Below are 14,152 nucleotides of genomic sequence, written 5' to 3' on the forward strand. Positions count from 1 at the left end.
ACCAGAACGTGAAGGCTGATTACGTGAAGGCGATCTGGGACATCGTGAACTGGGCTGATGTCCAGGCACGGTTCGAGACGGCGCGCGCGACCGGTTCCGGTCTGGTCATCCCGCAGGTCTGATCCTGCCTCGTCGGCCCTGATCGGTTCGCAGGTTGATGGGTCGGCAGGTCGAGAGAGCGACGCAGCGGCCGGTCCCCGAGGAATCGGGGGCCGGCCGCTGCCGCGTGCGGCGTGGAGCGCCTCAGCGACCGTTCGCGAGCGCTTCGCCCAAGGGGGTCAGGGTGTGCAGGACGCGCACGCCGCTGCGTTCGCTGTCCACCAGGCCCGATTCCCGCAGCACCGAGAGGTGATGGGAGGCCGTGGAGACCGAGAGGTTCGTCAGCTCGGCACATTCCGACGTGGACAGGGGCTGCTGGAGCTCCAGCAGCAGGTGCGCCCGCCCCTGCCCGAGTAGGGCGGTGAGCGTTACGAGCGCGTCGGACCCGTCCCGGTACCACGTCTCGGACACCCCGTGGGCGGGGTAGAAGATCGTCGGCTGCGCCGGCTTCTCGGTGAGCACGGCGCACCCGCGCGGCTCCATCATCACCGAGGGGACCAGCACCAGGCCGGTGCCGCCGCAGTCGACCACCTCCTCATGGGCGGTCATCCTCACCTGCACGACCTCGTCGGACCAGGTCACCGAGGAATGCAGGGTGTTCGCCATCGCGGCGAGCCCCGCGTTGCTGCTGCGTCGGGCCCGCACACTGATGTCCGCGCGCATCAGATGGAGCATCTGCGGCCAGACCGGGGCCAGGAGCGACTCCCAGACCTCGTGCCAGGCGTCGGCGATCGCGGCGCGAGTCCGGTCCGGTGCCGCGATCAGCTCTCGGATCTCCTGCTGCCGGGCCCCTGAGGAGCGCACCGCTCTCTTGTCGAGGTCGAAGCAGAGACGGTCGGCCGGGGTCTCGCGAAGGCGTTCCAGCTCCTCCTCGGGGGACATGTCGCCGGACGGGGTCGCGGTGAGGAAGTCGGGCAGGTATCCGGAGGACCCGCAGACCAGGGTCATCACGTGGAAAGCCGGCCCCGTCGGCCGTCCCGACAGGGTGCGCAGCCACCCCCAGTGCAGCGGGGCGGATTGCGGACGGAGCAGGGCTCGGATCGCATGCACCAGCTCGTGCCCCGGTGAGATCCCGAAGCGTACCGCCGAGATGTCGCTCGAACCGAGGTGGAACTCCACGAACTTTCGATCCACATCGAAAGGGTAGCCAGACCCGCTCCGCACGGGAAGGGTAGGAGCTCACCGAGCACTCCCACCCGAGGGGCAGTCACCATGAGCACCGCCGATGTCATCCCCGCCGACGAGATCCGCATCGCCGGCAGCCGCACTCTCCGCTTCGAGGGCGAGGCCCACGGAGCGAACGTGTCGTTCTTCCTCGTCACCGGTGATCCCGGCCAGGGACCCCGCCTGCATCGCCACCCCTACGACGAGACCTTCCACGTCCTCCAGGGACAGGCCACCATCGTGATCGGGGACCGCACGGTCACCGCCGGTCCCGGAGAGACCGCGATCGCCCCGGCGAACGCCTGGCATCGCTTCACGAACACCGGCACCGGGGTGCTGCAGATCGTCTGCATCCACGCGTCCCCGGTCATGATCCAGGAGTACTTCGACCACTCCTGAACCGGTCCCGTCCGCCGCCCCACCACGCACGAGGAGCGCCATCCCATGACGCAGTACTTCCTGGCCCTACCGCACGACTCGACCGAGGAACCGACGATGGAATCGATGCAGGAGATGGACCCCGCCGCGCTCGAGGCCCTCTTCGCGGCGGTCGGAGACCTCAACACCGCCCTGCAGGAGTCAGGTGCGCTGATCGCCGCAGGCGGGCTCCAGCCCCCCTCGACCGCGATCACCGTCGACGCCACCGGGAACCCTCCGACCCGGACCCCCGGCCCGTTCGTCGAGGCCGCCGAGTACGTCGGCGGATTCTGGCTCATCGAGGCGGCCGACGACGAGACCGCGCTGGGGTGGGCGGAGAAGGCCTCCGCCGCAGTGCAGTCGCGGATCGAGGTCCGCGCGCTCCAGGAGCAGCCCGGGTGACCTGATCGCTGACGGATGAGCACCGGCGCGGTTACGCTCCTGGGGTGACGGTTCCCGTGGAGGATCTCGACCATTTCGAAGCAGCCAGGTATCACCTGGGTGCTGTCGCCTACCGCCTCCTCGGCTCCGCCGCCGATGCGGAAGACGCCGTGCAGGAGACCTATCTGCGCTGGTCGGCCACCGACCGGTCCGTCATCGAGGTGCCACAGGCCTGGCTCACCCGGGTGCTGACGAACTACTGCCTGAACCAGCTCACCTCGGCTCGCGCGCGCCGCGAGGACTATGTCGGTCAGTGGCTCCCGGAACCGCTCCTCGAGGGCGACCCCCTGCTGGGCCCCGCCGAGACCGTCGAGCAGCGCGACACCGTCTCCTTCGCCGTGCTGGGACTGCTCGAGACCCTCGCACCCCAGGAGCGCGCGGTCTTCGTGCTCAAGGAGGCGTTCGCCTATCCGCATGCGGAGATCGCCGAGATCCTCGGCACCACCGTGGCCGGCTGTCAGCAGGCGTTCGCTCGCGCCAAGCGGCGGTTGGAGAGGGGCGAGCGCCGCACCGTGGTCGACCAGGAGACCTCCAGGGCCGTCGTCGGCGCATTCCTCGAGGCAGCCGAGGGCGGCGACCTCGACCAGCTCATCGGGATGCTCAGCGAGAACGTCGTGAGCATCGCCGACGGTGGCGGGAAGGTCCCTGCGGCCCGTCGTCCCCTCAGCGGTGCCGAGACGGTCGCGAAGGTGCTGCGGGGCGCCCTGCGACCGACGGAGGCGAAACGGAACTTCCTCGGTGGGCCTCTGGACGTCTACGCCGATGTGGTCAACGGTGCCCCCGCCCTGCTCGCCGTGACCGACGGCCGTCTGGTCGGGGTGATCGTCCTCGAACTCGTCGACGGCCGGATCCGGGACATCCGCGTCCAGGGCAACCCCGACAAGCTCGAACGCGCGACGGAGCGCTGGCGTGCGGGCAGCCCCGGAGAGCCCCTCTCCAGCGCCTGGTGAGACGCCACTTCCGGGAAGCACGTCAGGAATCGGCGTGCTGCCCGGTCCAAGGGGTACATCTCTCGGACACAGGAGGTCCACCATGACCCACCGCATCCTCATCCTCGGCGCCGGATACGCCGGGGCACTCGCCGCCGGAGCGCTCGCCCGCCGGCTGCATCCCTCGGGCGTCGAGATCACGCTCGTCAATGCCGTCCCGCACTTCGTCGAGCGCATTCGTCTGCATCAGCTCGCCGTCGGCCAGACCCTTGCGCAGCGGCCGCTGCGCGACATGTTCGCGAAGACCGACGTGAACGTGGTCATCGATCGGGTGACCTCCCTCGAGGTCGATGCCCACCAGGTGACCCTCGAGGCCGGGGGAGCGCTCGGCTACGACTCGCTGATCATCAGCCTCGGGAGCACCCAGGCTCCACCAGCCCTCGAGGTCGAGGGGGACACCGTCCGCAGCGTCGCGAGCCACAGCGAGGCCCTGCGACTGCGCGACAGCCTCTCCGCGCTGGACCCGGGGAGATCCGTCGTCGTGGTCGGAGCCGGTCTGACCGGGCTCGAGGCCGTCACCGAGATCGCCGAATCCCGACCTGATCTCGACGTCTCCCTGCTCACCGGCGACGCGATCGGCGCGAACCTGTCGGCGAAAGGGGCCCGGCACGTGCGCGCCGTGCTCTCGCGTCTCGGGGTCACCGTCCACGAGCGCACCCGGGCGGGCCGGATCACTCCCGACGCGCTGATGACCGAGGACGGTCGCTCGCTGCCCGCGGATCTCGTGGTGTGGACGACCGGCTTCGTGACGAACCCGCTGGCCGCGGCCAGCAGCTTGGCGACCAGCGAGGACGGTCGGATCGTCGTGGACCGCACCATGCGCTCGGTGTCCCATCCGGCTGTCCGGGCGGTGGGGGATGCGGCCTGGGCGCTGGGGCACGGAGAGAAGCCGCTGCGGATGTGCTGCGCCTCCGGCAACGCCCTGGCCTGGCAGGCGGCGGAAGGGGTGGTCGCGGACGTCAGCGGCGGCCGTGCCCCGAGCGTCCCGCGTGCCTATGTCGCGCAGTGCATCAGCCTCGGTCGCCGCGACGGACTGCTCCAGATCGTGCGCCCGGACGACACCCCGCGCGAACTCGTCCTCACGGGACGGCTCGCGGCGCGGAACAAGGAGTTCGTGTGCAAGGGGGCGGCTTTCGGCGTCGCGAACCCGACCTTCCGGATTCCTGTCCCTTCCCGCGGACCAGCGCGCGTGACCGTCTGAGCACCGCAATCGGTATATTCCTTGACGGGAATATACCGATTGCGGTAGACAGGCGTCATGTCCACCGCCTACGCCGCGCTCTCCCTGCCGCTGCGGCGCGAGATCCTCGACCAGCTCCGGGCGGGCCCCGCCACCGTCGGGGATCTCGCGGAGGCGCTCGGCGTGCCCCAGGCCGTCGCCTCCAAACAGCTGGGAATCCTGCGCGAGGCGGGATTCGTCCAGGCCAGAGCCGATGCTCAGCGTCGTTGGTATGCGCTGCTCCCCGAGGCCTTCACCGAGGTCGCACAGTGGTTGGAGCCGTATCGCTGGCTGTGGGAGGACCGGCTCGACCGACTCGGCGACCGGCTCGATCAGATGCAGGAGCACGACCAGATGCAGGAGGAGGAGCAGTCATGACCAGTCCCGACCCGGTGCTCACGAAGGCCGATGGCAGGTCCGCCGTCGTCGTCGAGCGTCGATACCCCCACCCCATGGACCGCGTCTGGCGTGCGGTCACCGATCCCGAGCACCTTGCGCTGTGGTTCCCGGGTGCCCCCGAGTTCGAGCTGCGCGCCGGCGGCGCCGTGCGCTTCCCGGATTTCGCCGGCACCCCGGCGGAGCTCGGGACGGTCCTCGAGTGCGAGGCCCCGTGCCGGCTCCGCTTCAGCTGGGACACCGACGAACTGCTCTTCGAGCTCGCCGAGGAGGTCGACGGCACCCGCTTCGTGCTCACCCACGTCTTCGACGACCACGGCGGGGCGGCGAGCTTCGCAACCGGCTGGGAGGCATGCCTCGAGGGGCTGCGCTCGGTGATCGACGGCTCCGAGGTGTCCGATCCGGGACCGCGGCGCGACCGGCACGAGGAGCTGGCCCATCGCTTCGAGCTCGGCCGGGCGTCGGTGCTCGAGACGGCCGACGGGTGGTCCGCCCGCTTCGAGCGTCAGCTCGTCTGCCCGGCCCGGACGGCCTGGGAACTTTTCGTCGGGGGAGGCGTGGAGGGGCTCGACGGCCCTCCGGTGCTCGTCTCCGGCGAGGAGTTCCATGCTCCGCAGGCGCCCGAGGTCGTGCTCGGGTACCTCACCGAGGTGGACCCCCCGACGCTCCTCGCCTTCGACACCGCGCCGGGAGAGCCCGGCGATCACGTGCGCCTGGACCTCGTCGACGGCACCGGCCACGGCGCTCGGATGCTCCTCACCGTGCGCGGGAAGGACCCGACCGAGAAGGACGCGGCGCTCGACCAATGGGGCCCCGGAGCCGTCGAGTCGATCGCCCGAGCCGCCCTCGAGGCCGCGACGACAGGGCGGTAGAGCCACTGCCGCCACGACGGCCTGATCGCGTGATCTGCGCCTCGTGAGCAACTGGTGCCGTACTGACCTGCGCGTTCACTGCTGGACGCGGCCGGTCGGGCAGGAGGGTTCGCCGTAGCCTTCTCCCGGTGCACCCCGCCGCCGGGCGGAGAGACGGACAGGCGCCGCGAGACGCGTCGCGGCCAGGAGAGGACAGCCGTGACCACGGAACTGACACGTAATCTCGGGGTGGCGGGCATCGTGCTAATGGTCGTCGCCGCAGCCGCCCCCATCACCGTGGTGGTCGCGAACTTCCCGCTGATCATCCTGGAATCCGGATCCGTCGGCGCCCCGCTGATGATCCTCGCGGCCACCGTGATCCTGCTGCTGTTCTCCGTGGGCTACACCTGGATGACTCCCCACGTCCCGGACGCCGGGGCGTTCTACGCCTACGTGGACCGCGGGCTCGGCCGCCGCGCCGGGCTCGGCACCGCCGCGATCGCACTGCTCTCCTATGTCCTGCTCACGGTCTCGATGACCTGCTATCTCGGGGTCCAGGCCGGGAACCTGCTCGCACTGTGGACCGGGGTCGCTCTGCCCTGGTGGCTGATCTCGGCGCTCATGATCGTGATCGTCGGGCTGCTCGGATACCGCAAGATCGACCTGTCCGCCAAGGTCCTCGGCGTGGTGCTGGTGCTCGAGATCGTGGCGGTCGTCGCGATCGACCTCGGCGTGCTCTTCTCCGGCCGCGCGCTGAGCGTCGCCCCGTTCAGCCCTGTCGAGGCCCTGTCCGGGGCTCCCGGGCTCGGCCTGCTCTTCGCCTTCCTCGGCTTCTTCGGCTTCGAAGCCACCGCCGTGTTCCGTCACGAAGCGAAGGACCCGCTGCGCACCATCCCGCGCGCCACGTACATCGCGGTGATCCTGATCGGCGTGCTCTACACCGTCTCCGCGTGGCTCGTGATCTCCGGGCTCGGCGCCGACACCGCCCTCGCCGCGGCCACGGAGAACCCGGACGGCGTGATCGTCGCCCTCGCCGGTGAGGTGGTCGCCCCGATCATGGCCGACATCGCCCAGCTCCTCGTCGTGACCAGCATGTTCGCCTGCATGCTGGGATTCCACACCATCGTGACCCGCTACCTGTTCACCCTCGGCCGTCGCGGCGTGCTGCCCATGAGCCTCGGCCAGGCGCACCCCACCCGCCGCGCCCCGTCACGAGCCTCGCTGTGGGTCAGCGGCATGACGGCGACGATCGTCGTCGTCTCAGCGCTCGCCCAGCTCGACCCGGTGGTGGAGATCTACACCTGGTACTCCGGACTCGGCGCTGTCGGGGTCATCGTCATGATGGCCCTGACCAGCATCGCCGTGGTTCGTTTCGGCGCCACCCACCACGCGGCCCCGGCCTCGAAGCCCGTGCTGGTCCTGACCGGCATCGGCGGGCTCGGCCTGCTCGTGGTCCTCGCGATCTCGCTCGCGAACTTCCCGCTGCTGGTGGGCGGGGCGGTTGCGGCGATCGTCTGCGGCGTGATCCTGGTGGCTGCGTTCCTCGCCGGCGGCCTCGCCCCGAAACGCTCCGTGTCCACCGACGGGCTCGTGGACACAGTGCATCGCTGACAGGTCGCGGACAGCAAGCACCGGCGGCACCTGCTGCAGTGCCACCGGTGGGTTGGATGCCGGTGCCGGAAGAACTCCGAGGTCACCAGCGATGGGCGATGTCGACGACGAGCCGGGAGCCGTTCCCCGGTCCGTCCAGGACGAACGTCCGCATGGGCAGTCGGGCGCGCACGCCCAGGCCCACCAGCGTCTGCCCCTCGAAGCTGCCGGCGAAGGCGACCTGGTCGAAGGTGCGGTACCCGCTGACGTTCACAGCCGTGCGGGGACGGGGCGGGGAATAGGTTGCCCGGCCGGCGTCGTCGTAGGCCGGTGCATGGACGATGATCTCGAGATCGGCGCCACCGGCCAGGTGGACCCGGGTACCGGAGCCGAACTGATGGACCGCGCTCACGTACGTCACCGAATATCCGGTGACGTCGTGGTCGAGGTCGATGACGAGCCGGTCGTAGCAGGTGTGCTGACCGGCACGCAGATTCGTGACGTGGGCCGAGGACATGCCGGCCCGCGATGCAGGAAGGGACCCCCAGGTGATGCCGCAGTACGGTGCGGCATTCGCTGCGAGAGGCGTGATCATGCCCAGACCGATGAAGAGCGCAAGACTGGCGAGGACAGCGAGCAATCGTTTCACGGTTACCTCCTCCGAGGCCCGGCCGGTGCCAGGCGGCATCGCCCGTGTCCCGATTGTCCGCCTCGAGGGGAAGGTGGACCAGGTGCTCGACGGTATTGACGACTGAACCGTGACATGTGCTCTGACCTGCGTTCCCGGATCGTTCCTCGGGCAGGGTGAGTGGTGGCGGAGGGGAGAGGGCCCCGATCGCGGGGCCGCTCTCCGTACCTCTGGCAGGATGACCTCCATGAGCGTGCTCGTCGCCTACGCGACCCACTCCGGAGCCACCCGCACCCTGGCGGAGACCATCGCCCGGACTCTTGGGGACGAAGGCTTCGAGGTCGCGCTCCTCGATGTCGAAGAGGCGCCCGACCCGTCCGCCCACGACGCGCTCGTGCTGGGTTCCGCGGTGCGCGTCGAGTCCATCGAGAAGAGCGCCGTGGCCTGGATGGACCGGCACGCCTCGGCCGTCGCCGAGCGACCGTTCGCCTTCTTCTCCTGCTCCGGGTCCGCTTCCGACCCTGCCAAAGGTGGCAGGCAGAAGGCCACGGACGTGTTCCTCGACAGGCTCGACGCCACTCCGGTCGCGGTGAAGAACTTCCCCGGCTGGGTGATCATGGAGAAGATCCCGCTGCACGAGCGGGTCCTGCTGAGGTCCCTGCGCACGCCCATCGGAGACTTCCGCGACCTGCCCGCCGTCGCCGCGTGGGCGCGCGAGATCGCGCCGCTGCTCACCGCCTGAGGGCCCGCTCCAGGAAGCGGCGGTGGAATCGGGTCTCGCCCGTGGACTCCGGGTGGAACGCCGTGCCCAGCAGTGATCCCTGCTCCGCCGCGACCACGCGCCCGTCGGGCAGGGAGGCGAGCGCCGTCGCACCCGGCCCGAGCTGCTCGACCACCGGGGCGCGGATGAATGCGGCCCGCACCGCCGGCGGTCCCAGCACGCGCACGTCGAGGTCCGCCTCGAAGGAGTCGACCTGCCCGCCGAAGGCGTTGCGCCGCACCGTGACATCGAGCCCGCCGAAGGTCACCTGGCCGTCGATCCCGTCGGCCAGACGGTCCGCGAGCAGGATCAGCCCCGCGCAGGTGCCCAGCACCGGCAGGCCGTCGGCGATGGCCGCGCGCAACGGCCCCCGCAGGTCGAAGGCGCGCGACAGCTTGTCGATGACGGTCGATTCCCCGCCCGGCAGCACCAGGCCGTCGACCCCCGCCAGCTCACCGGGTCGGCGGACCAGGGCGACCTGAGCACCGAGCTCCGACAGCACCCGGGCGTGCTCGCGCACATCGCCCTGCAGCGAGAGGATGCCGATGCGCGGCCCCGTCCCGCGGGCGCTCACCAGCCGCGCTCGGCCAGACGGTGGGGTGCGGGCAGGTCGGCCACGTTGATGCCGACCATCGCCTCGCCGAGCCCGCGCGAGACCTCGGCGATCACGGCCGGGTCGTCATGGAACGTGGTCGCCTTGACGATCGCGGCGGCACGCTGCTCCGGGTTGTCGGCCGTGAAGATGCCGGAGCCGACGAAGACCCCGTCGGCCCCCAGCTGCATCATCATCGCGGCGTCTGCCGGGGTGGCCACGCCGCCCGCGGTGAACAGCACGATCGGGAGGGTTCCGGTCTCGGCGACCTCGACGACCAGGTCGTACGGGGCCTGCAGCTCCTTGGCCGCGAGGTAGAGCTCGTCCTTGCTCTTGGCGGCCAGCGCGTTGATCTCCGCGGTGATGGTGCGGATGTGCTTGGTGGCCTCGGAGACGTCGCCGGTGCCGGCCTCGCCCTTGGAGCGGATCATGGCGGCGCCCTCGGTGATGCGGCGCAGGGCCTCGCCGAGATTCGTCGCGCCGCACACGAAGGGCACCGTGAAGCGGTGCTTGTCGATGTGGTGGGCGTAGTCCGCGGGGGAGAGCACCTCGGACTCGTCGATGTAGTCCACGCCGAGCTGCTGCAGCACCTGAGCCTCGACGAAGTGGCCGATGCGGGCCTTGGCCATGACCGGGATCGAGACGGTCTCGATGATGCTGTCGATCATGTCGGGGTCGCTCATGCGGGAGACGCCGCCCTGGGCGCGGATATCGGCCGGGACGCGCTCGAGGGCCATCACGGCCACGGCGCCGGCGTCCTCGGCGATCTTCGCCTGTTCGGCGGTGACGACGTCCATGATGACGCCGCCCTTCAGCATCTCGGCCAGCCCGCGCTTGACCGTCGCCGTGCCTGTGGTGGAAGTGCTCATCGGATCCATCCCGTCGCTGTCGCGGCGCGGGCCGACGGCATCCGACGCGCCGGCCCTCCCTGCACCACATTGGCCTAGGTCAAAACGTAGCATGGCCTGTGCCGTCGGGCGAGGGGCTGTTCATGGAGCGATCCGGGAGGGCGTGAGCGGCGCCGCGCCGGAGCCTTCGGCGAGGCCGGCGCTCGCCGCGGAGCCGGTGCGGCCACGTGCTGCGCTCCGCCTAGACTCAGGAGCGTGCGAACGGACAGTGACCTGGTGATCAGCGGCGGGACCGCCGTGGAGATCGCCGACAGCGTGCGGGCGCTCGTCGACCGCGGCGAGCTGACTCCCGGGCAGAGCCTGCCCTCCGTGCGCGCGCTCGCCGAGCAGCTCGGCGTCAACCGCAACACCGCCGTGGCCGCCTATCGGAACCTCGCCCGCTCCGGAGTCGTCGTCTCCCAGGGGCGCGCCGGCACCCGGGTCGCGCAGCGGTCCGCCGTCGCGCAGGAGGGTTTCGCCGCCGCCGGATCGCTCCGCGACGTCGGCACCGGCAATCCCGATCCGCACCTGATCCCGGATCTCGGACCGGCGCTGTCCGCCGCCACGGGCCGCCCGGTGCTCTATGGGGAGCCCCTCATCGACCGGGACCTCGAGCAGTGGGCACGGGACTGGATGACCGTCGACGCTCCGGGGGATCCGGCCGACGTGCGCCTCACCCTGACCAGCGGCGCCGTCGACGCGGTGGAGCGGCTGCTCGCCCAGGCCCTCATACGGGACGACGCCGTGGCCCTCGAGGACCCGTGCTTCCTGGCCAGCATCCACATCGCCCGACTCGGCGGGTACCGCGCCGTGCCCGTCCCGGTCGATGCCGAGGGGATGACCGTCGCCGGTCTCCGAGCCGCCCTGGAGGACGGCGTGCGCGCGGTCGTGTGCACTCCGCGCGCGCAGAACCCCACCGGGGCCTCGCTCAGCGAACGCCGGGCGGCCCAGCTGCGGGAGTCGCTCGCCGAACACCCGTACGTCCTGGTCATCCAGGACGACTACTACTCGTTCCTCTCCCAGCGGCCCTTCCACTCGATCGTCGGTCCCGAGCATCGACGCTGGGCGCTGCTGCGGTCCGTCTCGAAGTTCGTAGGGCCCGATATGTGCCTGGCCGTGACCGCCACGGACCCCGACACCGCGGGCCGGCTCGCGCTGCGGCTCAGCCCCGGCACGACCTGGGTCAGCCACCTGCTGCAGCGTCTCACCCACGCCGTGCTGCGGGACCCCGACGCCCTCGCCCTGATCGACCGCGCAGGGGCCCACTACGCCGAACGGAACGCCGCCTTCGCCGCTCGCCTGACGGCGCAGGGACTGCCGGTCGAAGCGGGCGACGGGATGAGCCTGTGGACCCCCGTTCCGGCGCCGGCGCGGGACGTCGCCGAACGGCTCATGCGCCGCGGGTGGCTCGCGCGAACCGGGGACGACTTCCGCCTTGCACCGGACGCGGAACCCTCGCGCCACCTGCGGCTGACGGTGCACGACCTGTCCGAGGAGGACGCCGCGACGCTCGCTGCGGATGTCGCCGGAGCCTCCCGCGAAGCACTCTGACCGGCGCGAGAACCGAGCGGTGATGCACGTCACACGCTAGGATCCACGGCATGCTGGATTCCCTGACCCGCACCCGTCTCTCGGCCATGATGTTCCTCGAGTTCTTCGTGTGGGGAGCCTGGTTCGTCACCCTCGGCACCTACCTCGCCGCGAACCTCGAGGCCAGCGGCAGCCAGATCGCCCTCGCCTTCCTCACCCAGAGCCTCGGTGCGATCCTCGCCCCGTTCATCGTGGGCCTGATCGCAGACCGCTTCTTCGCTGCCCAGCGCATCCTCGGGGTGCTGCACCTGTTCAGCGCGGTGATGCTGTTCCTCGCCGGCCGCCAGGACGACTTCGGCGGCTTCTTCGTGTTCGCGCTGCTCGCGATGATCTCCTTCATGCCCACCCTCGCGCTGGCGAACTCGATCTCGTTCCGCCGCATGGAGAGCCCCGAGAAGCAGTTCCCCAGCGTGCGCGTGTTCGGCACCATCGGCTGGATCATCGCCGGGCTGCTCATCGGATGGCTCGGCTGGGAAAGCGGCGGCGCGCTCCAGCACACCTTCGTGATGGCCGCGATCGGCTCCGCACTGCTGGGCATCTACGCCTTCACCCTCCCGCACACCCCGCCCGAGCAGAGCGACGGCCCGCCCACGGTGCGCGACGTGCTGGGGTTGGATGCGCTGGCGCTGTTGACGTCCCGCTCCTACCTGGTCTTCTTCATCGCCTCCATCCTGATCTGCATCCCGCTGGCCTTCTACTACAACTTCACCAACCTGTACCTCAACGAGATCGGGGTGCCCAGGGCCGCCGCCGTGCAGTCCCTCGGGCAGGTCTCCGAGGTGCTGTTCCTGCTGGTCATGCCGCTCATGCTGAAGAAGCTCGGCATCAAGCGGACCCTGCTGATCGGCATGCTCGCCTGGGCTGCCCGTTACGCGCTGTTCGCCTTCGGCGACGCCGGCTCGCTGATCTGGCTGGTGATCCTCGGCCTGGTCCTGCACGGTGTCTGCTACGACTTCTTCTTCGTCGCCGGGCAGATCTACACCGACCGCTTCGCCCCGGCGAAGGTGCGCTCCGCCGCCCAGGGCCTCATCTCCCTGGCCACCTACGGCGTGGGCCTGCTGATCGGCTCGCTCATCTCCGGCCCGATCGTCGATGCCTTCCTCGCGAGCGACGGGACGCATGACTGGCTCACGATCTGGCTGATCCCGGCCGCCCTCGCCGTGCTGGTCACGGTCTTCTTCGCCGCCCTGTTCCGGGAGAAGGAGACGGTGAAGGCCGCCGACGTGCCGGCGTAGACGCGCAGCGCCCCGAGCGGCCGGTCCGGGCCGCATGTCGTTCCCGATCGTGATCGGTTCGGTGCGCTCCCGCTGCCAGCGCTCAGCCCAGCGACCCGTACCAGGGCCGGCAGACTCCCTCCTCGCTCGGGGCCGAGGTGATCTCCAGCAGGTGCCCGGTGTGGGTGCGGGTGAAGGTCGGCGAGTAGTTCGGGCAGTAGTTGTTGTACGGATCCTCGACCGGCACCGGGGCGGGTTCGACGACCCAGCGGATCCGTCCCTGCAGGGCGCGATCTCGCGTGCGCAGCACCACCTGACCGTTGTGCTCGGAGAGCTCTCCGTCGGAGGTGTAGTGCATCTGGGCGCCGAGGATCACGGAGCCGTCGTCATCGATCGTGAGAGTGGGAGTGTGGCGCGGCTCGGTGCCGTCCGCCGCCCGGATCAGCGGGTCCCGGGAGGTCGTCGGGCCCCACTCGCGCGGGTCCTCGGACGTGCGCAGGTACGTGCGGCAGTGGTCCTGCGGCCCGCAGATCTCGTAGCTCATGGCCCACCGGCCGGTGCGCAGGCGGCGCACGGTGGGCATGCCCGGGCGAGCGGTCGGATCCTCGAGCTCGATGATCGGCTGCGGCTCGGTCCAGGTCAGGCCGTCGAGGGAGGTCTGCTGCACGATCTTCTGCGAGTGCTTCTCCCCGTCGGTCTCGTCGCAGTACCAGAGCACCAGGGTGCCGTCGTCGGTCACGGCGAACTCCGGCTCCCACAGGCCTCCGGCGTTCTCGGCGACCGCGGTGATCGCGATCCGCTCCCAGCTGCGGCCGACGTCCGTGCTCGCCCAGAGACGGATCGACATGTGGCGATCCGCGATGTCGGCGCCGACCGAGGCGCTCCACAGCAAGGTGCCCTCCGGCAGGTCGCCGACCGCGCGGGGCAGCTCGTACAGCGTGGCGCAGCACAGCCCGCCGCCGGCATCGGTGGCTTCATCGAACACTGTGCTCACCTGCGCGAACGTGGCGCCGCCGTCGACGGATTCCCAGATCCTGCCGAATCCCGAGGGGCCCTCGAAGGAGACCGCGGAGGCGAGCAGGCGGTCGTTCGCCGGGCCGTTGTGGGCCAGGCGCACCACCCGTGGGTAGAGGCCGGTGCCGTCGAGGAGCAGCTGCGGGGGGCGATCCTCGGGCCGGTGGCGCCCTCCGGACGTGCCTGAGCGGTCAGTAGGGCCGGTCCCGTCGGCGAAGGAGGGGGCGGCCATTCCGGCAGCGGCCGTCGTGGTCAGGGCCGCGGTCAGGGCGGAGGTCAAGGTGCGTCGTCGCATGGTCGT

At 70.5% G+C, this 14,152-nt stretch carries 16 protein-coding genes; 11 read left to right on the forward strand and 5 right to left on the reverse strand.

Annotated elements, in window-relative coordinates; translation table 11 throughout:
- The coding region (locus tag INT51_RS11335; protein WP_226832289.1) for a Fe-Mn family superoxide dismutase at positions 1 to 122 on the forward strand (122 nt) is incomplete at its 5' end.
- Positions 123 to 243: 121 nt separating this feature from the next.
- Here INT51_RS11335 and INT51_RS11340 read toward each other — a convergent pair.
- On the reverse strand, positions 244 to 1,233 hold the full coding sequence (locus INT51_RS11340) for a helix-turn-helix domain-containing protein (RefSeq protein ID WP_193105423.1): 990 nt from the start codon (positions 1,231 to 1,233) through the stop codon (positions 244 to 246).
- A 78-nt stretch (positions 1,234 to 1,311) separates the two neighbouring features.
- On the opposite strand from INT51_RS11340, the gene INT51_RS11345 reads away from it, so the two are divergent.
- The 7 genes from INT51_RS11345 to INT51_RS11375 all read left to right on the forward strand — a co-directional run bounded on the left by INT51_RS11345 (position 1,312) and on the right by INT51_RS11375 (position 7,187).
- Positions 1,312 to 1,662 (forward strand): cupin domain-containing protein, encoded by a 351-nt coding sequence (locus INT51_RS11345; RefSeq protein WP_193105424.1) that lies wholly within the window; start codon positions 1,312 to 1,314, stop codon positions 1,660 to 1,662.
- Positions 1,663 to 1,707: 45 nt separating this feature from the next.
- Positions 1,708 to 2,082, forward strand: coding sequence for a YciI family protein (locus INT51_RS11350; RefSeq protein ID WP_193105425.1), 375 nt, complete (start codon positions 1,708 to 1,710; stop codon positions 2,080 to 2,082).
- A gap of 44 nt (positions 2,083 to 2,126) precedes the next feature.
- Positions 2,127 to 3,071: an RNA polymerase sigma factor SigJ gene (gene sigJ / locus INT51_RS11355; protein ID WP_193105426.1), complete on the forward strand. Its 945-nt coding sequence runs from the start codon at positions 2,127 to 2,129 to the stop codon at positions 3,069 to 3,071.
- Between the two features lie 82 nt (positions 3,072 to 3,153).
- Positions 3,154 to 4,311, forward strand: a complete 1,158-nt coding sequence (locus tag INT51_RS11360; RefSeq protein WP_193105427.1) for an NAD(P)/FAD-dependent oxidoreductase — start codon at positions 3,154 to 3,156, stop codon at positions 4,309 to 4,311.
- Positions 4,312 to 4,368: 57 nt separating this feature from the next.
- Entirely contained in the window at positions 4,369 to 4,707 is a 339-nt protein-coding gene (locus tag INT51_RS11365) for a helix-turn-helix transcriptional regulator (RefSeq protein ID WP_193105428.1), read from the forward strand.
- Entirely contained in the window at positions 4,704 to 5,597 is an 894-nt protein-coding gene (locus tag INT51_RS11370; RefSeq protein ID WP_193105429.1) for an SRPBCC family protein, read from the forward strand. Before INT51_RS11365 ends, INT51_RS11370 begins: the two co-directional genes overlap by 4 nt.
- Positions 5,598 to 5,795: 198 nt before the next feature.
- Positions 5,796 to 7,187 (forward strand): APC family permease, encoded by a 1,392-nt coding sequence (locus INT51_RS11375; RefSeq protein WP_193105430.1) that lies wholly within the window; start codon positions 5,796 to 5,798, stop codon positions 7,185 to 7,187.
- 82 nt (positions 7,188 to 7,269) lie between these two features.
- Here INT51_RS11375 and INT51_RS11380 read toward each other — a convergent pair whose 3' ends face one another.
- Complete coding sequence (locus tag INT51_RS11380; RefSeq protein WP_304502165.1) at positions 7,270 to 7,815, reverse strand: hypothetical protein; 546 nt, start codon at positions 7,813 to 7,815, stop codon at positions 7,270 to 7,272.
- Positions 7,816 to 8,041: 226 nt separating this feature from the next.
- Here INT51_RS11380 and INT51_RS11385 point away from each other — a divergent pair, with 226 nt between their 5' ends.
- A complete protein-coding gene (locus INT51_RS11385; RefSeq protein ID WP_193105432.1) occupies positions 8,042 to 8,536 on the forward strand; it encodes a flavodoxin domain-containing protein in 495 nt (164 codons plus the stop codon).
- On the opposite strand, the gene pdxT is transcribed toward INT51_RS11385, so the two are convergent.
- Positions 8,526 to 9,128 (reverse strand): pyridoxal 5'-phosphate synthase glutaminase subunit PdxT, encoded by a 603-nt coding sequence (gene pdxT / locus INT51_RS11390; RefSeq protein WP_304502166.1) that lies wholly within the window; start codon positions 9,126 to 9,128, stop codon positions 8,526 to 8,528. The genes INT51_RS11385 and pdxT overlap by 11 nt on opposite strands.
- On the reverse strand, positions 9,125 to 10,015 hold the full coding sequence (gene pdxS / locus INT51_RS11395) for a pyridoxal 5'-phosphate synthase lyase subunit PdxS (RefSeq protein ID WP_193105433.1): 891 nt from the start codon (positions 10,013 to 10,015) through the stop codon (positions 9,125 to 9,127). The genes pdxT and pdxS overlap by 4 nt, the downstream gene beginning before the upstream one ends.
- A 234-nt stretch (positions 10,016 to 10,249) precedes the next feature.
- Here pdxS and INT51_RS11400 point away from each other — a divergent pair, with 234 nt between their 5' ends.
- Both INT51_RS11400 and INT51_RS11405 read left to right on the forward strand, forming a co-directional pair.
- A complete protein-coding gene (locus INT51_RS11400; protein WP_193105434.1) occupies positions 10,250 to 11,584 on the forward strand; it encodes an aminotransferase class I/II-fold pyridoxal phosphate-dependent enzyme in 1,335 nt (444 codons plus the stop codon).
- A gap of 50 nt (positions 11,585 to 11,634) precedes the next feature.
- Positions 11,635 to 12,858, forward strand: coding sequence for a nucleoside permease (locus INT51_RS11405; RefSeq protein WP_193105435.1), 1,224 nt, complete (start codon positions 11,635 to 11,637; stop codon positions 12,856 to 12,858).
- Positions 12,859 to 12,940: 82 nt separating this feature from the next.
- Here INT51_RS11405 and INT51_RS11410 read toward each other — a convergent pair whose 3' ends face one another.
- On the reverse strand, positions 12,941 to 14,146 hold the full coding sequence (locus INT51_RS11410) for a sialidase family protein (RefSeq protein ID WP_193105436.1): 1,206 nt from the start codon (positions 14,144 to 14,146) through the stop codon (positions 12,941 to 12,943).
- Between the last annotated feature and the right edge of the window lie 6 nt (positions 14,147 to 14,152).

Source organism: Brachybacterium sp. FME24, from assembly GCF_014897705.1.
Taxonomy (GTDB): Bacteria; Actinomycetota; Actinomycetes; order Actinomycetales; family Dermabacteraceae; genus Brachybacterium.